The 23,568-nt window shown below is 28.6% G+C and carries 23 protein-coding genes; 10 read left to right on the top strand and 13 right to left on the bottom strand.

All coding sequences use genetic code 11. The features are described 5' to 3' along the window. Positions 1 to 199 precede the first annotated feature (199 nt). From BCB68_RS07080 to BCB68_RS07055, 6 genes are all read right to left on the bottom strand, one after another. A complete protein-coding gene (locus BCB68_RS07080) occupies positions 200 to 1,387 on the bottom strand; it encodes an aspartate aminotransferase family protein (RefSeq protein ID WP_094080137.1) in 1,188 nt (395 codons plus the stop codon). A 98-nt stretch (positions 1,388 to 1,485) separates the two neighbouring features. Further along, complete coding sequence (gene argB / locus BCB68_RS07075; protein WP_094080797.1) at positions 1,486 to 2,376, bottom strand: acetylglutamate kinase; 891 nt, start codon at positions 2,374 to 2,376, stop codon at positions 1,486 to 1,488. A gap of 145 nt (positions 2,377 to 2,521) precedes the next feature. Next, positions 2,522 to 3,742 carry a bifunctional glutamate N-acetyltransferase/amino-acid acetyltransferase ArgJ gene (gene argJ, locus BCB68_RS07070; RefSeq protein ID WP_094080136.1) on the bottom strand — a complete coding sequence of 407 codons (1,221 nt, stop codon included), beginning with the start codon at positions 3,740 to 3,742 and terminating at the stop codon, positions 2,522 to 2,524. A 114-nt stretch (positions 3,743 to 3,856) separates the two neighbouring features. Then, complete coding sequence (argC, locus tag BCB68_RS07065; protein ID WP_094080135.1) at positions 3,857 to 4,906, bottom strand: N-acetyl-gamma-glutamyl-phosphate reductase; 1,050 nt, start codon at positions 4,904 to 4,906, stop codon at positions 3,857 to 3,859. A gap of 360 nt (positions 4,907 to 5,266) precedes the next feature. Continuing rightward, complete coding sequence (gene gmhA, locus BCB68_RS07060; RefSeq protein ID WP_094080134.1) at positions 5,267 to 5,851, bottom strand: D-sedoheptulose 7-phosphate isomerase; 585 nt, start codon at positions 5,849 to 5,851, stop codon at positions 5,267 to 5,269. A gap of 159 nt (positions 5,852 to 6,010) precedes the next feature. Next, the gene (locus tag BCB68_RS07055; protein ID WP_094080133.1) at positions 6,011 to 6,928 is read right to left on the bottom strand and encodes a LysR family transcriptional regulator; all 918 of its coding nucleotides are present in this window, start codon (positions 6,926 to 6,928) and stop codon (positions 6,011 to 6,013) included. 217 nt (positions 6,929 to 7,145) lie between these two features. On the opposite strand from BCB68_RS07055, the gene BCB68_RS07050 reads away from it, so the two are divergent. Together BCB68_RS07050 and BCB68_RS07045 are read left to right on the top strand one after the other, a co-directional pair. Next, positions 7,146 to 7,910: a molybdopterin-binding protein gene (locus BCB68_RS07050; RefSeq protein WP_094080132.1), complete on the top strand. Its 765-nt coding sequence runs from the start codon at positions 7,146 to 7,148 to the stop codon at positions 7,908 to 7,910. 61 nt (positions 7,911 to 7,971) lie between these two features. Further along, the gene (locus BCB68_RS07045; protein WP_237048590.1) at positions 7,972 to 8,352 is read left to right on the top strand and encodes a carbonic anhydrase; all 381 of its coding nucleotides are present in this window, start codon (positions 7,972 to 7,974) and stop codon (positions 8,350 to 8,352) included. Positions 8,353 to 8,452: 100 nt separating this feature from the next. Here BCB68_RS07045 and BCB68_RS07040 read toward each other — a convergent pair whose 3' ends face one another. From BCB68_RS07040 to BCB68_RS07025, 4 genes are read right to left on the bottom strand one after another with little or no spacing between them, the layout of a single operon-like run. Then, the gene (locus BCB68_RS07040; RefSeq protein ID WP_094080131.1) at positions 8,453 to 9,154 is read right to left on the bottom strand and encodes a M48 family metallopeptidase; all 702 of its coding nucleotides are present in this window, start codon (positions 9,152 to 9,154) and stop codon (positions 8,453 to 8,455) included. 3 nt (positions 9,155 to 9,157) lie between these two features. Continuing rightward, the gene (locus BCB68_RS07035) at positions 9,158 to 10,927 is read right to left on the bottom strand and encodes an NUDIX domain-containing protein (protein WP_094080130.1); all 1,770 of its coding nucleotides are present in this window, start codon (positions 10,925 to 10,927) and stop codon (positions 9,158 to 9,160) included. Positions 10,928 to 10,954: 27 nt separating this feature from the next. Continuing rightward, positions 10,955 to 12,337, bottom strand: coding sequence for a 16S rRNA (cytosine(967)-C(5))-methyltransferase RsmB (gene rsmB, locus BCB68_RS07030; protein WP_094080129.1), 1,383 nt, complete (start codon positions 12,335 to 12,337; stop codon positions 10,955 to 10,957). Positions 12,338 to 12,382: 45 nt separating this feature from the next. Next, a complete protein-coding gene (locus BCB68_RS07025) occupies positions 12,383 to 13,843 on the bottom strand; it encodes a glycoside hydrolase family 32 protein (protein WP_094080128.1) in 1,461 nt (486 codons plus the stop codon). Between the two features lie 169 nt (positions 13,844 to 14,012). On the opposite strand from BCB68_RS07025, the gene gltS reads away from it, so the two are divergent. The 8 genes from gltS to BCB68_RS06985 all read left to right on the top strand — a co-directional run bounded on the left by gltS (position 14,013) and on the right by BCB68_RS06985 (position 20,395). Beyond that, positions 14,013 to 15,230, top strand: a complete 1,218-nt coding sequence (gene gltS, locus BCB68_RS07020) for a sodium/glutamate symporter (RefSeq protein WP_094080127.1) — start codon at positions 14,013 to 14,015, stop codon at positions 15,228 to 15,230. A 99-nt stretch (positions 15,231 to 15,329) separates the two neighbouring features. Next, entirely contained in the window at positions 15,330 to 16,226 is an 897-nt protein-coding gene (gene era / locus BCB68_RS07015) for a GTPase Era (RefSeq protein WP_094080126.1), read from the top strand. Between the two features lie 61 nt (positions 16,227 to 16,287). Beyond that, the gene (locus BCB68_RS07010) at positions 16,288 to 16,509 is read left to right on the top strand and encodes a DUF896 domain-containing protein (protein WP_094080125.1); all 222 of its coding nucleotides are present in this window, start codon (positions 16,288 to 16,290) and stop codon (positions 16,507 to 16,509) included. 124 nt (positions 16,510 to 16,633) lie between these two features. Then, complete coding sequence (locus tag BCB68_RS07005) at positions 16,634 to 17,293, top strand: HAD family hydrolase (RefSeq protein ID WP_094080124.1); 660 nt, start codon at positions 16,634 to 16,636, stop codon at positions 17,291 to 17,293. Positions 17,294 to 17,322: 29 nt separating this feature from the next. After that, on the top strand, positions 17,323 to 18,243 hold the full coding sequence (locus tag BCB68_RS07000; protein WP_094080123.1) for a pseudouridylate synthase: 921 nt from the start codon (positions 17,323 to 17,325) through the stop codon (positions 18,241 to 18,243). Positions 18,244 to 18,284: 41 nt separating this feature from the next. Then, on the top strand, positions 18,285 to 18,701 hold the full coding sequence (locus BCB68_RS06995; protein ID WP_094080122.1) for an HD domain-containing protein: 417 nt from the start codon (positions 18,285 to 18,287) through the stop codon (positions 18,699 to 18,701). Positions 18,702 to 18,755: 54 nt separating this feature from the next. Continuing rightward, positions 18,756 to 19,691 (top strand): RluA family pseudouridine synthase, encoded by a 936-nt coding sequence (locus BCB68_RS06990; protein ID WP_094080121.1) that lies wholly within the window; start codon positions 18,756 to 18,758, stop codon positions 19,689 to 19,691. Between the two features lie 65 nt (positions 19,692 to 19,756). Beyond that, entirely contained in the window at positions 19,757 to 20,395 is a 639-nt protein-coding gene (locus BCB68_RS06985) for a ribonuclease HII (protein WP_335621994.1), read from the top strand. Between the two features lie 75 nt (positions 20,396 to 20,470). On the opposite strand, the gene BCB68_RS06980 is transcribed toward BCB68_RS06985, so the two are convergent. The 3 genes from BCB68_RS06980 to BCB68_RS06970 form a co-directional block, all read right to left on the bottom strand. Further along, positions 20,471 to 21,049: a hypothetical protein gene (locus BCB68_RS06980; protein WP_094080120.1), complete on the bottom strand. Its 579-nt coding sequence runs from the start codon at positions 21,047 to 21,049 to the stop codon at positions 20,471 to 20,473. A 206-nt stretch (positions 21,050 to 21,255) separates the two neighbouring features. Beyond that, positions 21,256 to 22,014 (bottom strand): nitroreductase family protein, encoded by a 759-nt coding sequence (locus tag BCB68_RS06975; protein ID WP_094080119.1) that lies wholly within the window; start codon positions 22,012 to 22,014, stop codon positions 21,256 to 21,258. Between the two features lie 136 nt (positions 22,015 to 22,150). After that, the gene (locus BCB68_RS06970) at positions 22,151 to 23,539 is read right to left on the bottom strand and encodes a glycogen synthase (RefSeq protein ID WP_094080118.1); all 1,389 of its coding nucleotides are present in this window, start codon (positions 23,537 to 23,539) and stop codon (positions 22,151 to 22,153) included. Between the last annotated feature and the right edge of the window lie 29 nt (positions 23,540 to 23,568).

Here is a 23,568-nt window from a genome sequence, read left to right as displayed (position 1 = left end):
CTTAATAATTTTTAATTTACAATTATAATTTGCAATTACTAAAAAGAAATTTTTTCGAAAACTTTTGTCTTTTGAAATAGAATCATTCAGAAATTACTATTGTTTTAAAAATTAAAAATTTAATGCAACAATATTATAAAAAAATGGAACTTGAATCGTAACAAAATCAAAAATTGAGTTATCAAAAATTTCTAAAAAATTAAAATATTTCCAAAACTTTTTCCAAAATTGAAACAGCTTTGTCAATTTCCCCATCTGTCACATTAAACGGCGGAAAAAATCTCACAACATTATTTCCAGCTCCAACTAGCAACAACCCATTTTCTAGTGCTTTTGAAACAACATCTTTTGCCAAAACTTTTTTCTCATCAAATTTTATTCCCAAAAGAAGTCCTTTTCCACGAATTTCTTCGATAAAATCGAATTTTTCCTTTAATTTTTCCAATTTTTCCACAGAATATTGACCCTTTTCCACAACATTTTTTTCAATTAATTTGTTGTCAATTAATTCGTGTAAAACAGCATTTGCAACGGCACAAACCAAAGGATTTCCACCATAAGTAGAACCGTGGTCGCCAGGAACTAGCACATCATTTGCTTTCCCTTTTGTCAGACAAGCTCCAATTGGAACTCCGCCACCAAGCGATTTTGCGATTGTAACTATATCTGGCACCAAATCAAAATTTTCATAGGCAAATAGTTTCCCAGTTCTTCCCATTCCGCATTGAATTTCGTCGAAAATCACAAGTGTATCATATTTTTTGCTCAATTCTTTTATAGCTTCCATAAATTCAGGAGTAGCACTCTCAAGTCCGCTTTCTCCTTGAATTGGCTCTAAAATAATGGCGGCAGTTTTCTCACTTACTTTTGCTTTTAAATCTTTAACATTATTAAAATTACATTCTGTAACATTTTTCATCAACGGCTCAAACGGTTTTTGATACTTTGGCTGACCAGTGACTGCCAAGGCTCCAGTACTTCTTCCATGAAATGAATTTTTCATATAAATTATTTCCGTTTTATCAGCAATTTTATTTCCATTTTCATCGTACGACAAATTATTCCCATATTTTCGAGCAATTTTTAAAGCCAACTCAATCGCTTCAGTTCCACTATTTGTAAAAAAAACACTCTCCATTTCACTATTTTCAGTAAGTTTATTCGCCAAATCCAATTGTGGCTGACTGTAATACAAATTAGAAATATGCACCAGTTTTTGACTCTGCTCCGTCAAAGCCTTTGTAATCACAGGACTTGCGTGTCCCAAGCAATTTACTGAAATTCCTGATACAAAATCTAAATATTCATTCCCTTCATTGTCGTAAATATACGTCCCTTTTCCTTTTTCAAATATTTTATTATAACGGCTATACACATTTAATAACATTTAATCACTTCCCTCTTAATTTTTTTGGAAAATATTCGATAATTTTCTAATTTTCAACTTCAAAATCTTTTGAGATATTTTTACTTTCTCAAATAATTTTAACTCTCTAAATTTTCATCTTTCTTAATCAATGTTCCAGCTCCTTCGACTGTAAACAACTCAAGAATCACAGAATGTTCCAATTTTCCATTTAGAATAACAACATTTTCCACGCCATTTTTAATTGCATTCAAGCAAGTCGTAACTTTTGGCAACATTCCGCCACTAATAATTCCTCGCTCGATTAAATCGTTCACATTTTCCACATCAATTTCATCAATAAGTGTCTGTTTATCATTGTAGTCAAGCAAGATTCCATCAACATCTGTCAAAAATATCAATCTATCCGCCTGTAATTTCCCAGCAATCGCACCTGCCACATAATCCGCATTAATATTGTATGTCTGACCATTTTTGTCTACTCCAATCGATGAAATCACAGGAATTGCATCATTCATCTCCAACAATTTTATAACTTCCGTATTAATTTCCTTAATCTCTCCGACAAACCCAATATCAATCTTTTCTCCATCAACTTCAACAAACTTCTTCTCAACAAACACCATATTTCCGTCTTTTCCACTTAGACCAACAGCTTTCCCACCATATTTATTGATGTCCGACACAATTCCTTTATTGACTTTCCCAGATAACACCATTTCCACAATTTCCATCGTTTCTTCATCAGTCACACGATTTCCTGCAACAAATTTGCTCTCTTTCCCAATTTTTTGAAGCATCTCGTTTATCTCAGGCCCTCCACCGTGCACAATCACAGGATTTATCCCAACATACTTCATAAGAACTACATCTTGAATAAACTGCTCTCGTGCAACAGGATTGACCATCGCACTTCCACCATATTTAATCACAATCGTTTTATTATGATACTTTTTTATAAGCGGCAACGCCTTTACCAAAATTTTTGCTTTATCTAAATTTGAAATCATATTTTTCCTTTCCTTATTATTAGAATTTTTCTCATTTTTTGAATTTTTCAAAAATTTAATTTTAAAAATAATTTTTTTCAAAATTTATCTTGAAAAGTTTACTAATAAAAAATTCTTAAAATCATAAATTTTATTTTAAAAATTATTAAGTATGATACTCCGCATTAATTTTCACATAATCATAACTCAAATCACATCCCCAAGCAGTCGCTTCAAACTCCCCATCATTTAATTCAATAATTATTTCAACGGTTTCAGCCTTCAAAATTTTCTCAGCTTTTGGAACATCAAACTCCTGTGCCATCCCATTTTTTGCAACTTGAACCATATCATTTCCAGCTTTTAAGAAAATATTAACTTTATCAATCATCAAATCAGCTTCTGAATATCCAACCGCACACAAAATTCTTCCCCAATTTGGGTCGCCACCAAAAACTGCCGCTTTGAAAAGACTTGAAGTGATAACTGATTTTGAAACTTTTTTCGCATCTTCCAGCGTTTTCGCCCCATTTGTTGTAACTTGAATCAACTTTGTCGCACCTTCTCCGTCTTTCGCAATTAATTTTGCCAATTCTTCATTCACTTTATATAACGCCTTTTTAAACTCATCATATCCAGCTGAATTTTTATCAACAATTTTTTCATTCCCTGCAAGTCCGTTCGCCAAAACACAAGCCATATCGTTTGTGCTCGTATCTCCATCGACTGAAATCATATTGAAAGTATTGTCAGCAATTTCAGAAAACATTTTTTGCAACAGTGATTTTTCAATATTCACATCAGTTACAGTAAATGAAAGCATTGTCGCCATATTTGGATGAATCATTCCAGAACCTTTACACATTCCAGCCACTTTCGCCTTTTTCCCAGCAATCTCAATTTCCAAGCAAATCTGCTTAACAAAAGTGTCAGTCGTCATAATCGCAGTAGCCGCATCAATTCCGCCATCTTCCGACAAGTTTTCCACAACTTTCTCAATCCCATTCTCAATTTTTTCCATATCAAGCTGAACTCCAATAATCCCAGTCGACTGAACCAAAACTTCCTCAGCTTTAAGTCCCAATTTATTCGCAACCAGCTCAGTCATCTTTTTAGCATTTGCAAGTCCAGTATCCCCCGTGCAAGAATTTGCATTCCCACTATTTACCACGATCGCCTGTGTATTCTCATTTTTTATATGTTTGATATCCAAAATAATTGGTGCAGCTTTTGCTAAATTTTTTGTAAAAACTGCAGCCGAAACCGCCTTTTCTTCACTATAAATCAAAGCCATATCTTTTTTCCCGCTCTTTTTCAATTTTGCCGATATTCCAGTTGCTTTAATCCCTTTAACGTCAGTAATCGTACCATTCTCTATTATTTTCATATAACTTTTGTATGATAAATAATTTTCAATTATTTTCTAAAAATTATAAATCACACGCTCCTTTCTTTTTTATCTGTAAAATCCTATTAATAAAATCTTATTAACAAAATATTTTTATAAATACATCGACAAAAATTCCAATCCTTCATTTTCTTCAAATCCAAATAAAATGTTCATACTCTGAACCGCCTGTCCACCAGCCCCTTTTATCAAATTATCAATTGCTGATACTACAACGATGTTCCCAAATTCCTTGTCATATCGAACCCCAATCTCACAAATATTACTATTTTTCACATTTTTTATCTCTGGCAAATTTTCAGTAACTCTCACAAAATACTCATTTTTATAAAATTCATTATAAATTTCATAAATTTTTTCTTCCGTCAAACTTTCCTTAAATTCATCCTTCACATCTAAATAAATTGTCGAAAGAATCCCTCTATTTATCGGCAACAAATGCGGAGTAAATACTAAATTAATATTCCCATTCGCTAATTTATCCATCTCTTGCTTTATTTCAGGTGTATGTCTATGCTTCAAAACATTATAAGCCTTAAAATTTTCATTTACTTCAGCATAAATCAAATCCAATTTAGCACTTCTTCCAGCCCCTGAAACTCCTGACTTTGAGTCAACAACAATTTTTTTCGTATCAATAATTCCATTTTTTAATAACGGTGCCACGCCTAAAATAGCAGAAGTGGGATAACATCCAGGTGAAGCCACAACTTTCGTATTTTTAATTTTTTCCTTATAAAGTTCTGGAAGACCATAAACCGCATTTTTATTGATTTCTGGATAATTATGTTTCACTTTATACCATTTTTCATAAATTTCTGAATCATCTAATCTAAAATCTGCTCCCAAATCTATAACTTTTACATTATTTTCAAGCGCTGATTTTGTTATCTTTTCTGACATTCCATGAGGCAGTGCTAAAAATAGTACATCTATTTTATCCAGATTTTCTTTAATTTCTTCCAACGAAATCAATTTTTTTTCAAAATATTTTTTATAATTTTTATAAATATTTCCAATATTCTCTCCTGCAAATGAATGCGATGAAATAAATTCCACTTTCACTTCTTTGTGATTATTTAAAATCCATAATAACTGCTGTCCTGCATACCCTGTTGCTCCTACAATTCCTGCTTTTATCATCTCTTTCTCCTCCTACTTTTTTATTTTAAATAAAAAAAGCCTATTTTTTTAGGCCTTTTTCTTTAAATATTTTTAAATTAAAGGAAAAAAAGCCAGCAACCTCAAAATTACTGACTTTTATATTATATTCCTAAAAAATATTAAAAAATTAGCAATGATAAAGGATTGCACAAATAAATTGTCATTATTTTTCTTTCCCTTATCCTTCTAACTAATTTCATAATATTTCACTCCATTCCATTTAATTTATTTTACAACACTAATATACCATATTTTTCACAAAATTTCAATAATTTAAATATATAAATTTTATATAAATACATATATTTCATTTATGCTTTAAATTGAAAAATAAATTTATTAATAATTTTCTGGAAATAAAATTCTTTCCACTCCTTCAATAATAATATGTAAAATCATCATATGAACTTCTTGAATTCTGTCGGAAGTTTCTCCTGGAATAATAAATTCATAATCACACACACCTTTTAATTTTCCGCCATCTTTTCCCAAAAGTGCAACTGTTTTTAAACCTTTTTCTTTTGCCACTTTCATTGCTTCAATAATATTTTGAGAGTTTCCTGAAGTTGAGATTCCAAAGAAAAAATCTCCTTCTTGACTAAAGGCTTCCACTCCTTTTGCAAAAATAAAATTAAATCCAAAATCATTTCCAACACAGGTGATGTGTGAACTGTCACTTATGCTAATCGACGGCAAAGCACGTCTATCACTTCTAAATCTTCCTGTAAATTCTTCTGCAAAATGCATGGCATCACAATTACTTCCACCATTTCCAGCAATCAACGACTTTTTTCCATCTCTGTAAGCAGCTGCCAACTCTTCTGAAATTTTAACCGTTTTTTCAATATTCTCGTCATTTTCCACAAAATTTTTGACAGTTTTGTAAGCTGTTAAATATGAATTTTTTATATTTCCTTTTAACATTTATTTTACCTCCAGATTTAAAAATTTATTTAAAATAAATTTTAAAACTTATCTTAAAAATTATATTTCAAATATTATACTTCTAAAAAATTTTTATTTTTTATTTTAAAAAGTTTATAGAAATTTAACTGTACTGCAACAACAAATAAGATTAAATTATTATTCAAAATTTTTAAATATCAGATCATTTATTTTTTCGTCAGAATAATTCCCATTAATTTTATAATCTTTCACAAAATTTACAAATTTCTCAATTCCTTCTTTTTCGCTATTTTCTTTTATATACACAATTTGAAATTTTTCTTCCCATTTCTCAAAACTATGAACAATTTTTAATGTTCCTCGAAGTATTTCTTCATAAACGCTGTAATAAGGAAGCACTGCAAATCCAATTCCATTTTTTATCATATTTTTCATCGTTTCGATACTTCCATTAATTACAATTCGATCTTCTAAATTAAAACCGATAATTTTCTCAAATAAATCCAAATACTTATTTGTAAGTATTGTATCTCGCTTTAACAATTTTAAATTTTTTAACTCTTCATAATCGAAAATCTGAGTCCCTGCGACAACCACGAATGGATATTCTTCAGTTTCAATAATTTTCAGTTCCTTATCTTCAATAAAATATTCTTCCATTAAAGCTACATCAACTGTTCCTTCTTTCAAATGACGCATAAGAGATTCTCTATTTTTTATATATAAGTCAAACTCTATTTCAGGATATTTCTTTTTAAACTCAACCATTATTTTAGGTAAAACCGGTTCCCCAATATTGTGAGTTGCTCCAATTGAAATTTTTCCTTTGCCATAATAAGCAATTCTTTGCATCTCTGTTTCCATTCGCAAAATTTTATCAAAGACATCTTTAGACATTCGATACAGTTCTTTTCCTGCAAATGTCAACTTAAAATTTTTTGAATTTCTTTCGATAAGTTGTATATCTAATTTTGTTTCCAATTTTTTTATTTGTATAGACACCGCTGATTGACTAATATACAGTTTTTTTGCTGCTTTTGTAAAGCTTTTTTCCCGACATGCTTCAAAAAAAATTTTCAAATGATGTATATCCATTCAAACCTTCTCCAATCATATATTTTGTTTATATTATAACTTATTTTTTATTTTTTGTCCACAGACATTTTTTCATTTGTTTCTCGCCATTTTACTCAATTTTTTCAAAAAATGAAAATATTGTGCCAAACGATTTATTGTGATATAATAACTTTGAAAAAATAAATAATTATTTTTGAAATATAAAAAATATATAAACAAAAAATGGGAGAAAATAATGAAAGCAGAAATTATTTGCGTGGGAACAGAACTACTTGTTGGAGATATCGTCAACACAAATTCACAATATATTTCCAAAAAATTTACAGATATAGGAATTGATTTATATTACCAAACTACTGTTGGAGATAATTTTGAAAGATTAAAAGAATGTCTTAAGATTGCATTTAACAGAGTGGATTTGGTCATTACAACTGGAGGACTTGGACCTACGATTGATGACATCACGAAAGAAGTTGTCGCCAATTATTTTAATGTTGACTTAGAAATGATACAAAAATATTATGATTTAATTATAAAAAAATACAACGAGCGTGGTTTTTTTGAAGTGGCAAGCGGCGCAGAAAAAGAAGCTTCAATTTTAAAAGGATCCGTTCTTCTGGAAAATGAAGTCGGTCTTGCGCCAGGATGTTTTTTTGAAAAAAATGAAAAAAAAATAATAATTTTACCTGGTCCGCCAAAAGAAATGACTGCTATGCTAGACGATTACGCATTGCCGCTTTTAAAGAAATATTCCGATTCAATTTTACTTATGAAAACTTTAGAGATAAAAGGCGTTCCTGAAGGGAAAATTGATGATAGATTAAAAGATTATTTTCAGATGACCAATCCAACAGTTGCACCATATGCCAAAGAAAAATGTGTGCATGTGAGAGTTGCTGTAAAAGGAAATAGACAAAAAGAAGATGTTTTATGGGGAAAAGTGAACAAAATAATAAATGACATAAAAGATATTTATCCACAGGCAACAGAAGTAAAATAATTTAAACTTAAATTATAAAAATTTGAAAATTAAATAAAAAACATAAAAAAGGAGAAAAAATATGTTTTGCACATTAATCTGCTGTATGGACGGAAGATTTATTCATATTATAAATGAATATATAAGAAATAATTATAAATATAATTATGTAGATACAATTACAGATGCTGGACCTGTAAATAAAATTGTATACGAAGATTACTTAAAATCTGTGGAAGATAAAGTCGTTCTGATTTCTGTCAAAAAACATAAATCTGATCACATCTTCATCGCTGGACACAGTGACTGTGCAGGATGCCCAATAGACGATGAAACTCAAAAAAATTACATAATTCAAGCTTCAGAAAAAATGCATTTTGATTTGCCCCACGAAGCTGTGACTGGCTTATTTGTCTATGAAGACGGAAAAGTTGAAGTTTTATCTGATTTTAAGAAAAATTAGAGAAGTAGAAAAATAAATAATTAAAATAAAAATCCCTTTAAAATTCTAAACGGGATTTTTTATTTTTTTATAATATTTAAGATTTATTATTTTAAAAAAATTAATAATGATGTTTTGCATTTAACATTTTTTCAGCATTTCTATAATTTGGCATATATTTTTCAACATAATTGTAAAATCCTTTGCCGTGATTGGGATACTTTAAATGAGCAAGTTCATGCAAAATTACATATTCGATTTCAAACGGAGTTCGTTTTATAAGTTCCACATTTAAAGCCACATATTTTTTTTCATAATTGCAAAATCCCCATTTTTTATTTAGCGGCTTTATCAAAAATTTTTTTACATCTTCGTTCAAAATTTCCATCCATTTTTTCAATAATTCTAAAAAAATTTTTTTAGCATTTTCAAAATACCACTTTTCCAAAATTTTCTTTTTTTCTTCTGAATTGTCAAAAATATCGCTGTAGACTGTCAGAATAATTTCATTTTTTTTATCATTTTTTAAAGCCACTCGATTGAAATTTCCATTTTTTACAGTTAAAATATATTTTTGACCTAAAAAATTATGAATTTCCCCAGTAATATATTCTTTTTCTTTTCGTTCTTCTTTTATTTTTTCAAGTTTTTTTAAGACATTTTTTATCCATTTTTCTTTTGAAATCAAAAAGTTTTTTATGTAATCGCTGTGCAAATTTTCTGGAGCGGAAATGTAAATTTCCATATTTTCTTTTATTCTCAAATTTATATTTTTAACTTTTTTTCTATGAACTTCATAGCCCAATATTTTCTCAGTTTTCATAATTTAATTTTCCAAACTTTCCAAATTTTTCTGTTTCAAAATTTTGTAAGAATTTTCCAAAACTTCTTTTTGCAGTCGATAAGTTATTGTTTTTAGTGCTTCTTCATAAGAGCACCATTTATATGCTTCAATTTCCTGCTCATCAACCGTCACTTCTTCATTTTCCGTTATTCCAATAAAAAATGTAACTTTTTTGATTGTTGTTTCATTCGGAATATATTTTATCTCATATTTTTTGTCAGAAACAATATTAATTTCAATTCCAGTTTCTTCAAAAACTTCTCTTTTTGCTGTTTCAACTTGAGTTTCATATTCTTCGATGTGACCTTTGGGAAATCCCCAATTTCCATTAAACATCTTCACAATCAGAAATTTTTTAATTTTATTATTAAAAACAATCGCACCGCAAGAATTTTCATATTTAAAATTTTGACACAAATCATATTTTTTTGCTAAATATTTTATCAATTCCTCTTTTTCATTTTTTAATTCATCTGATAAAACCAATTCATACAATTCATTTTTTAGTTTTCCAATTTCTCTATTTTCAAATTTCAAATTTATCAGGTCAATTCCCGTCAAATCCAAATCTTTAATGCTAGGAATATTTCCCTGTTTTTTCAAATTTTCAATTCTTTGCAAAAAATTATCCAAAATTTTTTGATTTTCTTCTTTAGAATTTATATTTTTAGAATTTAAGTCGGCAGAAAATAAATCAAAAAGCCGCTTTAAATTTTTTTCTTCAAAATTAATTATTAATTTTTTCAAAGTTTTGTCAGAAACTTCTTGATAGATTAACATATGATTTAAAATTAGTTTTTTTACAGAATTTATAAACTCTTTTGGCGCTCTAAGTTCCCTAAGTTCTTCTTCAGCAATAAGTGCGCTCTCCTTTTCGTGTCCATAAAAGTGAAAAATCCCTTTTGCATCAATACTTTTTGTGTTAATTTTTCCCAAATCATGAAAAAGCGCTGCAAATTTTGTAATCAAGTCTTTATCGCAAAGATTTACAACTTTAATTATGTGATGAAATAAATCATCGGTATGATGTGGATTATTTTGGTCAAAGTTATAAGTATAGCGAAATTCAGGAATTATAAATTCCAAAACTTTTAGCGATTTCATCTTTTTTAACGCTTTTATGGCATATGGTGCAATCAAAATTTTACTAAATTCATCAAAAATTCTCTCATGCGAAATTTTATTCAAAAATTTTCTTTTTTCACAAATCGCTTCAGCTGTCTTTTTATCAAGATTAAACCCAAGTTTTGCCATAAATCTGAAAGCTCTCAAAATTCTTAACGCATCTTCTTCAATTCGTAACTTTGGATTTCCAACAAATTTAATAGTTTTATTTTTTAAGTCTTTTAAACCTCCAAAAAGATCAATAACCCCAGTTTTTTGGCTATATGCCATTGCATTTATCGTAAAATCCCGACGAGATAAGTCATCTTCAATTTTTTTTACAAATTTAATTTCTTTTGGGTATCTGCTGTTGTAAACTCCAGTTTCACGACGAAATTTTGCAATTTCATAATCTACGCCATTTAAATGAATCATCAAAATTCCAAAGTGAGCGCCAACTTCTTTTGGTGAATAATCGGAAAAAATCGCCTTTAGCGTTGAATATTCAATATCAGTAGCAAAATCATAATCTCCGGGATCACGACGCAAGATTAAATCTCGTATCGCTCCTCCGACAAGAAATCCACTTCCATTTGCATTTAACTTTTGCATTATAAATTTTATGTCGTCACTAAAATTAAATTGCATACTAACGTATCCTTTCTGTTCTATTAATTAATCACCATCACATTTTTTTACTTTTTTAAATTTTGCTATATAAAATCCATCCAAATATTCATTTTCATAAGAAATATAAACGCCACCAAACTCGTCTTTTAGAATCTTGATATTTTTTGGAATTGCAACTTCTTTAATTTCCAAATTTTTATATTTTTCCAAAAAATATTTAACATTATTAGTATTTTCATTTTTTGAAAAAGTACAAGTGCTGTAAATAATTTCTCCACCATTTTTTATCGAATTAAATGCGCTCTCAAAAATTTTCTTTTGAATTTTTTTAAGACTTTTAAAATTATTCGATTCCAATTCATATATTTTTTCAGGTTTTTTACGAAGTACGCCAAGTCCGCTACAAGGTACATCCAAAAGTATTTTATCAAATTTTTTGTCTAAATTTTCAATTTTTGTGGCATCATTCAATTCTATTTTCCAATTTTTATATCCATATTTATTTTTCAAATTTTCTAAAATCTTAATTTTATGATGATGAATATCAGTAGAAATCAAAATTTGGGGATTAAAAAGCTGTAAAATTGCAAGTGATTTTCCACCAGGTGCACTACAAGCGTCTAAAACAACATCATCTTGTGAAACTTCAAGATTTTTTACCGCTAAATATGAAGAAGCATCTTGAACAACTATTTCTCCACTTTTAAAATTTTCAGTTTCAAAAATATTCGCATTGGACAAATAATAAACTTCTTCCACAGAAAATAAAATTTGAGTATCAATTTTTTTTAATAAATTTTCAAATTCTTCTTTTGTAAATTTGTTTTTATCGTATCTCACGGAAAGAAAACTTCTTTTTTTATAAGATTTCATAATTTTTAAATAGTCATCTGGAAAATCTGATTTTAGTTTATTCACAAACCACTGCGGATATGAATAAACTATTCCGTCTTTTTTATCCATTGGAATTTCTTGATCAAATTTTTCTTTATTTTTCAAAACATTTTGTAAAGTTGCATTTACAAATCCAACTTGATGTGAATTAATTATTTTAGCAATTTCTCCCGCCTCAAAAACAACTCCTGAGTTGTCAGAATCCATAAAAAACAATTGTGCTACAGAAATTCTCAAAAGTTGTTTTATTTTTCTCTTTTTTATATTTCTAGTACATTTTTCAATTAAATAATCGATATAAATTAAATTTTTTATCACAATATTTACAATATTTGTAACAAATAATTTTTCTTTTTTTGAATAATTATTTTTAGAAAAATAGTAATTAATCTGAATATTGCTATATTTTTTTTCATGCAAAATATCATCCAAAAGATTTATTATATCAAGTTTTATATTATTTTTTTCAGTATTAATCAATTTTTTTATTTCCTTATCTTTATATGTTTTATATTTATAACTTATGTCTTTCATGTTTTATCTTCATATTTTATATTATAATAATTTTATTTTTATTTATTATTGCCATTCCCATTTTTCAAGTTTTACTTTCGTTTCATTTTCAGCAAAAACAATGATTTTGTCAGCATTTTCTGAAGGGAAAATTCTTGAAGAAAACACTTCTTCTCCATTATTTATAAAAATTTCAACAGAAGAATTATCAACAAAAATTCTAAGTTCCAAATCTTTTCTGTCGCCTAAAAAAACTTTTCTTACGCTCTTATCAGCTTGTGCACCGCAACTTCTGTCAAGAACTAGTTTTTTATCTTCAAAGTCAAATTTCACAACAGTTTCACTATCTTTTCCAACTCTCAATTTTAATCCAAAATCTGAAGAAATATCATTAAATTTGGCAATTAATTCATAAGTTTTCCCTTTTCCAATCTCTTTTTCACCTTTAATAAAACCTTCAAATTCCATTTTCTCCCCTCTTATTGAAACCATTTCAGAAATTGGTTCTTGATAAAGTTTTCCATCTCTCACTTTCAACTCTCTTGGCAAAGTCAGGCAATGTATCCATTCGTTTTTAACTGTAGGAAAATCTTCATCTTCTGGAACTCCCATCCATCCGACAACAATTCTTCTTCCTTTATTATCTTCCATTGATTGTGGTGCATAAAAATCGTGTCCTCTGTCAATTTCCACAAATTCCGAGCTAATTTCAAATTCTGGTTTTTCATAATCCAATTTACCAAAAAAATATCCTGTCTGATATTTATTATTGTATAAATCCCCTTGCGGTTCTAATCCTTGTGGCGAAGCTACTAATAAATCGATGATTTTTCCAGTTTTTTCATCTTTTAATTGAAAATAATCTGGACATTCCCACATAAATCCAAAGTCTTTTAATTTTCCGTGATTTGCTCCAGCAATTTCGCCTTCAAATTTCCAATCTTTTATATTTTCTGAAGTGTAAAGCACAACTTTTCCTTCCAATTTTTCACTTTGAATTCCAAGAACCGCATAATATTTTCCGTCTTTTTCCCAAATTTTTGGATCTCTTATGTGTCTTGTATATCCATCTGGATGGTTTACTATGCTTGGCTCCCATCTGTCAAAATGTTCTCCATCTTCTGAAACTGCGATACATTGGTATGATTCTCTATTCCCTTCTGCATCTTTTACATTTCCAGTGTAAAATAAATAAAGTTTTCCATCAATCACAATTCCACTTCCAGAATAAACTCCATTTTTTGAATACCAAGTATCAGGTCTTAATGCAGTTTCACATCTTTCCCAATGAAGTAAATCATGGCTTTTACTGTGAGCCCAAGTTTTGTTTTTATGCTCTGTGCTAAGCGGATTCCATTGGTAAAACATATGATATTCTCCGTTAAACTGCGAAAATCCGTTGGGATCATTTATAAGTCCCACAATTCCTTGAATATGATATTTTTGTCGCCAAAAGTCACTGTCAACAACATTTTTATTTTTTAAAACAGCTTTTTCTTCATTTTCCTTCACTTGCTTAAAATCCATAATATTTCCCGCCTTCATTAATAAAATAATATTTAATATTTTACCACATTTTATTTGTTTTTCCAAATTTTAAGGGAAAATATTTCGAGCTAAAATTTGCAGATTTACTACATTTAGTGTATAATGTAGATATGTGAATTTAATATTTAGAAAAAAAAGGAGGAATTAAATGAAACTTGATATGATTCAAACGATAGGTCTATCGGTTATTTTACTACTTATTGGGATGAAATTGAGAAAAAAAGTAAAATTTTTTGAAAAATACTGTATACCTTCACCGGTTATTGGTGGATTTTTATTTTCAATCATCTCTTTTATTTTGCGTCAGACAGGAATTGTAGAAATTAGTTTTGACGACACGCTTCAAAAATTTTTTATGATAATGTTTTTTACAAGTGTAGGATTTAACGCAAGTTTAAAATTATTAAAAAAAGGTGGAAAACAGGTGCTTATATTTTTATTCGTGGCAATAGGACTTTGTATACTACAAAATGTCGTGCCGATTTTGCTTTCAGGATTAGTTGGATTAAAACCGCTTCTTGCACTTATGACAGGTTCTGTAGCAATGACAGGAGGACACGGTACTTCTGCAGCTGTTGCACCTGAAATAGAAAAAATGGGGTATACAGGAGCAAAGGCGATAGCAATAGCTTCAGCAACTTATGGACTTATTGCAGGTTCAATGCTAGGCGGCCCAATTGCAAGCCGTCTTATTAAAAAGCACAAATTGCTTCCTGAACATATAACAAAAGAAAATGCTGAAAAAGATATAGATGAAGAAGTTCTAAAAAAACAAAGACCATATCTTGACGGAGAAAGATTTTCAATGGCATTTTTTTACATCTTAATTGCCATGGGAATTGGTTCATATTTGTCACTTTTCATAAATTTTTTGCTTCCAGCAATGAAATTTCCAGTTTATATTGGACCTATGATTGTTGCAGCAATAATTAGAAATATTTCTGACAATGTGGAATCACTTCATGCTCCAACAAAAGAAATTAGCATCTTGGAAGATATTTCCTTAAGTTTATTTTTAGCGATGGCATTAATGTCACTTAGATTATGGGATTTAATAGATTTAGCAGGTCCTGTAATTATACTTTTACTAGCTCAAACTCTGCTTATTTATTTATATCTAAATTTTGTGACATTCAAAACCATGGGTTCAAATTACGACGCAGCTGTAATTGTTTCTGGACATTGCGGATTTGGAATGGGAGCTACTCCTAACGGAATTTCAAATATGAAAGCGATTACAGAAAAATACACTTATTCAAAAATAGCGTTTTTTGTAATTCCAATAGTTGGTTCACTTTTTATAGATTTTGCAAATATAAGTGTAATTACTTTTTTTGAAGTTACGCTAAAAAGACTGGCTATGTAATTAATTTTAATGAAGGTTTCTTAAATGAAACCTTTTTTTATAGCAAATTTTTTCAAAAAATGATATAATTATTAAAAATATGATTAAGGAGCAAAAATATTGAAATCAGTATTCATAACGATTGTAGGGCGACCAAATGTTGGAAAATCTACGCTTACAAATAAACTTGTAAATGAAAAGGTGGCAATTGTTTCAGATAAGGCTGGAACGACAAGAGATCAAATAAAAGGAATTGTAAATATAAACGAGAATCAATTTATTTTCGTCGACACTCCAGGGATTCACAAGCCAAAACATCTTTTGGGAGAGCATATGACAAATATTGCAATAGAAGCGCTGGAAAATGTTGATTTAATAATGTTTATGCTGGATGGGACTAAAGAAATCTCAACTGGAGATATGTTTGTAAATGAGCATATAAGAGCGGTAAATACGCCAATTGTTGCGATTATCAATAAAATTGACAAAATGACAGATGCCGAAATTGAAGAAAAAAAAGTGGAAATTAGAGAAAAACTGGGAGATTTTGACGAAATAATTACACTTACTGCGGAATATGGAATTGGAGTTCACAAAATATTTGATGTGGCAAAAAATTATTTGTCCAACGATATGTGGTTTTATCCTAAAGATTATTACACAGATTTACCCGTGAATAAAATTGTTGTGGAAACAATAAGAGAAAAAATTCTTCATCATACAAAAGACGAAGTTCCGCATAGCGTGGCAGTTGAAATAATAAATGTTGAAACTAAACCGGCGATAAGAAAATATGATGTGAATATTTATGTCGAAAGAGATAGCCAAAAAGGGATTATCATTGGAAAAGACGGTGCTTTACTAAAAAAAATTGGAATTGAAGCGAGAAGAGAAATTGAACATCTCATTGATTTGAAAGTGAATTTAAAACTTTGGGTAAAAGTTAAGAAAAAATGGAGAAAAAATAGTAAATTTCTTGACGAAATGGGTTATAGCTCAAAAAAAAAAGAAAAATAATAAATAATAAAATTAAATAAAAATTACAAAATAATAACAAATAAAAGGAGAAAAATAAAAAATGGAAGATATTATAAAAAAAATTAACGAATTTACTAAAATTGCAAGAAAACGAGAACTTACTGAAGAAGAAAAAAAAGAACGAGAAAAATATAGAAAACTTTATATCGAAAAATTCAAAACTTCAATGAGAGGACATCTTGACAGCATAAAAGTTATGCGAGTTGACGACAATGGAAATCCTATTGACAAAGATGGGAAGGTTATTGAACCAGACGCATAAAAATATTTTTTTATAAATCCAAAAAAATTATAATAAATAATTATTTATAAACCTAAAATAAAAAAATTCAAATATAAAAACAAAGAAAAAAAATAAAAAATTAAAACAAAAGAAAGGATAAAAAATGAAATATGAACTAGTACTTTTCGATATGGACGGAACTCTTCTTGATACTTCAAATTCCATTGCAATGACTGTAAATAGCACAATGAAAGAATTGGGACTTAAAACATATCCTGTAAATGATTGCGTTAAATTTGCAGGTGGCGGTGTCACTGGACTTACTAAAAATATTTTGGAAAAAGAAAAATATGACATTGATAAAGAACTTTTTTCTAAAACAATTAGAAAATATTACGACATCTATTTTGACTACAAAGTCGAGCCTTATAAAGAAATTCCTAAAATACTTGAATTTTTGGAAAAAAATAAAATAAAAAAAGGGATTATTACAAATAAAGACCACAATACCGCACTTTCTGTGGCAAAAGAAAAACTTGATAAGTGGGAATTTTGTGAAATAATTGGCTCTGACGAGAAGAAATACCCAAATAAGCCAAATCCATACAATGTTGACAGGCTTTCTGAAAAATTTGGAATTCCAAAAGAAAAAATTTTGTTTGTGGGAGATATGCTTGTCGATGTAAATACAGCAAAAAATGCAAAAATTGATATTGCCTACTGTAAATGGGGATTTGGAGTTATAAAAGGAGAAATGGGAATTGATGAAAGTTGTAAAATTGAATTGGCTGAAGATATTATTAAAAAAATAAAAGGAGAATAATTTTTAAAAATAAAAAAATTTTATAAAAAATGGATTTAAAAATAAAAAATTTAGAAAATAAAAATTATGAAAATTTAAGAAAATTTGAAAATACAAAATATTTTGGATATTTATTTTTTGTCAAATATGATGGAAAAAAATTTGATTCTTTTGACGAAAATCCTAATAAAAGAAGCGTAAAACTGGAATTTAAAAATCTTCTTTTTAAAAATGGAATTAAAAATTTTTCTGCAATTCAGCAGGCTGGAAGAACAGATGCTTTTGTTAGTGCAAAAGAAAATGTTTTGTATTTGAATTTGAAAAAAGTTCTGGATTTTTCGCAATTAAAAATAAAAAAGATAAATGGACTTGAGATAAAAGAAATAAAAAGGACTGTTCCATTTTTAGAATTTCCTGAAATGGTTAAAAAAAGGTATTATATTTACGAATATCCAGAAAAACTCATTAAAAATGACGACAAAAAAATTGAATTGATTTGTGAGAAAGTTTCTGGAAAAAAAGATTTTTCAGAGTTTACGAATAAAAAAGGTAAGCAATTAAAAGAAAAAATAAGAGAAATTTTTGTTTCGTATAAAAATAAAAAATTATATTTTTCTGGAAATAAATTTTTGCCACAGCAGGTGAGAATTATGAGTAATTTTATTTTGAATGATAAAAAAAGTGCTCTTTCTGGAAAATATCTGACACTTGAAAAAGTTGAATTTGCAGATGAGATGAAAAAACTGATTTTTGAAAAAGTTGAAAAGTTTGAAGATTTATTTTGCAAAAAAAATTATTTTGAAAAAAATGAATTTGAAGAACTTGAAAAAATCCAAAAAATTGAAAAAAATGCTTATTTTACGGTGTTTTTTGTGAAAAATAAAGACAAAGGGCAATTTATTGGAAAAAAGGGAAAAAATATTAAAAAAATTAAAAAAGTTGTTGGAAATGTTGTTGTAAAAGCGTTGTAAAAAAATTTAAAAAATTTTTGAAAAAAGGTGTGATAAATAAAATGAATGTTTTTAAAAAATTTTATGATTATTATTTCCCAAAAATTAATAAGGCATATATGGCTGAAATGATTAAAATTCTTGACGAAAAAGAAAAAAAAATTTTTTTGGAAATGTCTGAATACGACAAATTTCATTCTTTAGAAGTTCTAAAAAAAATAAAAAAAACTGAGTTGAAAAATGAAAAAATATATCTGAAATTAGCACTTTTACATGACTGCGGAAAAGGAAAAGCATCGTTTTTTAAAAGAGTTTTGCACAAATTCGGATTTTTCACAAAACTTCAAAATCATCCAAAAATTGGAGCAAAAAAATTGGAAAATATTGATAAGAATTTATCAGTTTTAATTGAAAATCATCACAAAAAAAATTATTCACAAAAGATGACAATTTTTCAAAAATGCGATGATAAAAGTTAAAATTTTTAAATTTTACTAAAAATTATTAAAAATTATTTCAAGAAAGGAAAAAATTTGAAAAATCAAAAAGAAATAATAATTATTTCAAGTGAAAAAGCTAGAATTCGAATTGACAAATTTCTTGCCGAAGAATTTGATTTAACAAGAACAAGAATCCAAAATCTCATAAAAGATGAAAATATTTTGGTAAATGGCAAAAAGACAAAGGCATCTTATAAAATTGAAGAAAACGATGAAATTGAAATGGAAATTCCAAAACTGGAAGAAATTGAAATTAAACCAGAAAATATTGAAATTAATATAGTTTACGAAGACGAAGATTTGGCAATTATAAATAAAAGTGCTGGAATGGTTGTTCATCCAGCTCACGGACATAACAGCGGAACACTTGTAAATGCAATTATGTATCACATTAAAGATTTATCGGGAATTAACGGAAAAATCAGACCTGGAATCGTTCACAGACTTGACAAGGACACAAGCGGACTTATAATTATCGCTAAAAATGACAAATCACATTTAAAATTGTCAAATATGTTTTCTACAAAAGAAATAAAAAAAACATATCTCACAATTGTAAAAGGAAAAATAAATAAAAAAAGTGGGCGAATTGTGACAAATATTGGACGAAATAAATTAGATAGAAAAAAAATGGCAGTTGTCGATGCGACAAATGGAAAAAATGCGATTACAAACTTTGAAGTTTTGGCTCAAAATGAAAAATTTTCATTTGTGAAAGTAAACATTGAAACTGGAAGAACACATCAAATCAGAGTTCATATGAAATATTTGGGATTTCCAATTTTGGGAGATTCAACTTATGGAAGAAGTGATTCTGAAAAAAGACAGATGTTACACTCTTATAAACTTGAGTTTAATCATCCAGCTTCAAATGAAAAAATGATGATTTTTGGGGAATTGCCACAGGATTTTAAAAAAGCACTTAAAAAATATGGATTTGAAGATTTTGAAAAAATTATAGAAGGTTAAATTATGAAAAAAGAAAAGACAGAAGAGAAAGAAGAAAAAAAGAAAAGAATGCAAAAAGAGAAAAAATTATAAAAGAAAAAAATAAAAAAGAAGATTTTGAAAAACACGATTTAAAAAAATTTGACGAAAGTTTTGGAAAAATTGTTCTTGGAGTTGATGAAGCTGGAAGAGGACCTCTGGCTGGACCTGTAGTGGCAAGTGCAGTAATTATAAAAAATGATTTTGATGAAATTGTGGAAATTAACGATTCTAAAAAGTTAACTGAAAAGAAAAGAGAAAAACTGTATGAAGCAATAATTTCAAATTGTATTGTCGGAGTTGGAATTGCTTCAGAAATGGAAATTGACGAAATAAATATATTAAATGCGACATTTTTTGCTATGCGTCGTGCTATTGACAAAGTTAAAGAAATAGCAGATTTTGACATTGTGCTTGTTGATGGAAATCACAAAATAAGAGAATTTAGCGGTGAACAAGAATGTGTTATAAAAGGAGATTCAAAATCTCTAGCAATTGCTGCGGCTTCAATTGTGGCCAAAGTCACAAGAGATAAAATGATGTGTGAAATAGCTAAAGAATTTCCTGAATATAATTTTGAAAAGCATAAAGGTTACGGGACAAAAGCTCACAGGGAAGTTTTGCTTAAAATTGGACCTTGTAAATATCACAGAAAATCATTTTTAAAAAAAATTTTTAATAATTAATTTAATAAAAAAATCAAGATGTTTGTTATCTTGATTTTTTAATTTTTTATTTGTTTCTTTATTTTCTTTTTTCTTTTATTTTTCTTCTACAACTTGCCACTTATTATCCGAACCTTTTTCAAATTTAACTGTAGAAGTCGCTAAATTTACTTTTGGTGTTTTTGACAAATAGTCGTATTCCAATTTGATGTAAGCGTCTATATCAAGCTCTATTTCATCTTTGCTATCATCAATTTTTAGGATATATTTTTTAGCGTTATCTCCCAAATATTTGTTTAAAGCATTTTCATCGTAACCTTTTATCAAAAATACAACTTCTCCGTCATTTCCTTTTTCATTAACTTTGTAAACAGAAACTACATATGGCTCTAAAAGCATTGTTGTAGCATCCTCCCACTGTTTTTTTATTGTTGGGTTATTTGACTTTGAAACATATTTATCTATGTCTGGATTTATTGATTTTGACATCTCTCTGGAACTATAATTTGCAATTTCCTGTAATACTTTTGCATAATCTTGCGCTGCGGTGTTCAACGAATCATATTTTTTTACTGCTTGTGTCTCTGACGTTGCAGATGCTGAAAAAGAATTGGACATAATTCCAAATTGTCCCAATACAAATAGTCCCATTGCCATTTTTTTCCAATTTAACATTAATTTCCTCCCGATTGACAAAATTGTAATTTTTTATTTTGTCTTTGCAATATTTTTTTATTACTTTTTATTTCTGTCATTTTTTCATTCGACAACACATTATAATACAAAACAAAATTATTTACAACAATTTTTTTGACCAAAGAGTTAATTTTTAAGATAATGTTTTTATTTTAAATTTTTTTAATTATAATTTTAATAAAAATCTACTTTTCTTCAATTTCGTCTAAAACATCAAATCCTTGTGATTTTAGAGCTTCAACCAATTTATTGTGTGGATTTTCATAAATTCTTACAATCATTTCTTTGTAAGAAGGCAATTGTGAAGTATTGTTTTCGTTTCTCCAAGCGACCATATCTTTTTCGTGTTCCTCCACTCCTTCTTCCACTTTTTTAGCGTCATATTTATCAAAAAATACAAACGAGTCAAACGGCACTCTAGGTTTTAATCTTGAAAGCGGTCTATCTTTAGGTACTCCAAGTGCTGCACCAACTATAGGAATTACATATTGCGGAAGTTCTAGCATTTCTGAAAATTCTTTTAGCGAACTTCTTATTGCTCCAATCACAGTCATTCCATATCCCAAAGCATTTACAGCCGTTTCTATAGCATTTACCATTATTCCCGCATCAACAGCTCCCACGACAACTCCGTCCGCTGTCTTAGGCCCAACATTTCTTTTTCCAACAGAATTTGCGGCGTATGTAGAACGGTAAAAGTCCGCTAATACAAATATAAAAGCATCACATTCTTCGATATGTTTTTGATTGTGAGATAATTCTGAGATTTTTTTCAATTTATCCTTATCTCTTACGACAATCAATGAAATTTGCTGTCCATTTACTGAACTTGCAGCTCTTTGCGCAGTTTTTAAAATTAATTCTAAATCTTCATTTTTAATTTTTTCCCCTGTAAATTCTCTCACAGAACGTCTATTTTGTAATAATTTTATTGTTTCATTCATTTTTAACACTTCCTTTATATTTATATTTTTTATTTCTTAAATTTAATTATATCATATTAAATTTTGATTATCAATTATTTTTTCTAAAAAAATAACGGAATCGTAAAAATTCCGCTACCTTTATATTTTTTTCAAATTAATGAGATTTCGCTTCTTCGTATAATTTTACATATTCTTTAGCTGATTTATCCCAAGAAAAATCTAATTCCATATTTCTTTCGACCAATTTTTTCCAAACATCTGGTCTGTCATAATATATTCCTTCAGCTACTTTTATCGTAAATAACATATCATCTGCATTGAAATTTGTAAATGAAAAGCCGTTTCCTTCATCTGTAAATACATTATAAGGTTTAACTGTATCTTTTAATCCACCTGTTTCACGTACAATTGGAACAGTTCCAAAACGCATTGCTATCATTTGGCTAAGCCCACATGGTTCATATCTTGAAGGCATCAAGAACATATCGCTTCCCGCATAAATTTCGTTAGCAAGTTCTGCATTGTAACCCAAATAAACTTTAAATTTATTAGGATATTTCCAAGCCAAATAATTGTAATAATCTTCATAAAATCTATCTCCACTACCTAAAATCACAATTTGAACAGCATCGTACTGTAAAAGATTTTCAAGTGCTGCACTTACCAAATCCAGCCCTTTTCCTTCAACAAGTCTGGAAATTATTGAAATTACTGCATCATCTGATTTTGGAAGCCCTAATTTTTCCTGCAATTTATATTTATTTTCTTTTTTCTTATCAAGATGATCTTTGTCAAAAGGAATAACTCCTTTTGTATTTCTAGGATCAAATACATTGACATCAATTCCATTCAAAATTCCATAAATTTTTTTATGATTTGTAATCCATTCAAGTCCTTCGCTGAAATAAGGATATTTTATTTCTTCAGCATAAGTCGGACTAACTGTATTTACAACATCTCCAGATCCAATTCCTATTTCCATAAAATTCAAGTCATTTCTGTCATTCATATAATATCCCATTCTCTCAAAAGACCGTTTAGAAAATCTTCCTTGATACATCAAATTATGAATTGAATAAACTGTTCTCATATCCCAATAAAATGGATCGTAGTTGTATCTCACGTTCAAAAAATACGGAACAGGTCCTGTTTGCCAGTCATTGCAATGTAAAATATCTGGCTGTAAATTTATTTCTTTTAAAAATCTAAGTGCTAATTCAGAAAACATCGCATATTGAATATCTTCGTCATAATCCCCGTAAACTCTTCCACGCTCGTATAGAGCCTTATTTTCAATAAAATAATAGTTAATTTTGTCATCTGGATATCTGACTAAATTAAAAATATCTCCGTGACTTTCAAGTCTTGCCACCCATTCCAGCTTTTCTAAAAATTTTAGTGGAATTTTATCATATTTTGGCATTATTATTGAAACCTCGTGTCCCAATTCCTGCATTTTTTTTGGTAGTGCACCCATTACATCTGCAAGACCACCAGATTTGTAAAATGGAGCTACTTCTGATGCTAAATAGACTATTTTCAAATTAAACCACTCCTTGTATTCTTTTATAA

It is taken from the genome of Leptotrichia sp. oral taxon 498, assembly GCF_002240055.1.
GTDB lineage: Bacteria > Fusobacteriota > Fusobacteriia > Fusobacteriales > Leptotrichiaceae > Leptotrichia > Leptotrichia rugosa.
The sequence above is the reverse complement of the archived record's forward strand: the minus strand, read 5'-3'. Positions and strand labels throughout refer to the sequence as shown.

Excerpts from the sequence above, each read along its gene's own strand:
- BCB68_RS07045 (WP_237048590.1), top strand. The coding sequence starts at position 7,972 with ATGTTTTGCACATTAATCTGCTGTATGGACGGAAGATTTATTCATATT.
- BCB68_RS07055 (WP_094080133.1), bottom strand. The coding sequence starts at position 6,928 with ATGGATATACATCATTTGAAAATTTTTTTTGAAGCATGTCGGGAAAAA.
- BCB68_RS07035 (WP_094080130.1), bottom strand. The coding sequence starts at position 10,927 with ATGCAATTTAATTTTAGTGACGACATAAAATTTATAATGCAAAAGTTA.
- BCB68_RS07005 (WP_094080124.1), top strand. The coding sequence starts at position 16,634 with ATGAAATATGAACTAGTACTTTTCGATATGGACGGAACTCTTCTTGAT.
- gmhA (WP_094080134.1), bottom strand. The coding sequence starts at position 5,851 with ATGTTAAAAGGAAATATAAAAAATTCATATTTAACAGCTTACAAAACT.
- BCB68_RS06995 (WP_094080122.1), top strand. The coding sequence starts at position 18,285 with ATGAATGTTTTTAAAAAATTTTATGATTATTATTTCCCAAAAATTAAT.
- BCB68_RS07040 (WP_094080131.1), bottom strand. The coding sequence starts at position 9,154 with ATGAAAACTGAGAAAATATTGGGCTATGAAGTTCATAGAAAAAAAGTT.
- argB (WP_094080797.1), bottom strand. The coding sequence starts at position 2,376 with ATGATTTCAAATTTAGATAAAGCAAAAATTTTGGTAAAGGCGTTGCCG.
- BCB68_RS07080 (WP_094080137.1), bottom strand. The coding sequence starts at position 1,387 with ATGTTATTAAATGTGTATAGCCGTTATAATAAAATATTTGAAAAAGGA.
- gltS (WP_094080127.1), top strand. The coding sequence starts at position 14,013 with ATGAAACTTGATATGATTCAAACGATAGGTCTATCGGTTATTTTACTA.
- BCB68_RS07010 (WP_094080125.1), top strand. The coding sequence starts at position 16,288 with ATGGAAGATATTATAAAAAAAATTAACGAATTTACTAAAATTGCAAGA.
- BCB68_RS07025 (WP_094080128.1), bottom strand. The coding sequence starts at position 13,843 with ATGGATTTTAAGCAAGTGAAGGAAAATGAAGAAAAAGCTGTTTTAAAA.
- BCB68_RS07050 (WP_094080132.1), top strand. The coding sequence starts at position 7,146 with ATGAAAGCAGAAATTATTTGCGTGGGAACAGAACTACTTGTTGGAGAT.
- argC (WP_094080135.1), bottom strand. The coding sequence starts at position 4,906 with ATGATAAAAGCAGGAATTGTAGGAGCAACAGGGTATGCAGGACAGCAG.
- argJ (WP_094080136.1), bottom strand. The coding sequence starts at position 3,742 with ATGAAAATAATAGAGAATGGTACGATTACTGACGTTAAAGGGATTAAA.
- rsmB (WP_094080129.1), bottom strand. The coding sequence starts at position 12,337 with ATGAAAGACATAAGTTATAAATATAAAACATATAAAGATAAGGAAATA.
- BCB68_RS06975 (WP_094080119.1), bottom strand. The coding sequence starts at position 22,014 with ATGAATGAAACAATAAAATTATTACAAAATAGACGTTCTGTGAGAGAA.
- BCB68_RS07000 (WP_094080123.1), top strand. The coding sequence starts at position 17,323 with ATGGATTTAAAAATAAAAAATTTAGAAAATAAAAATTATGAAAATTTA.
- BCB68_RS06980 (WP_094080120.1), bottom strand. The coding sequence starts at position 21,049 with ATGTTAAATTGGAAAAAAATGGCAATGGGACTATTTGTATTGGGACAA.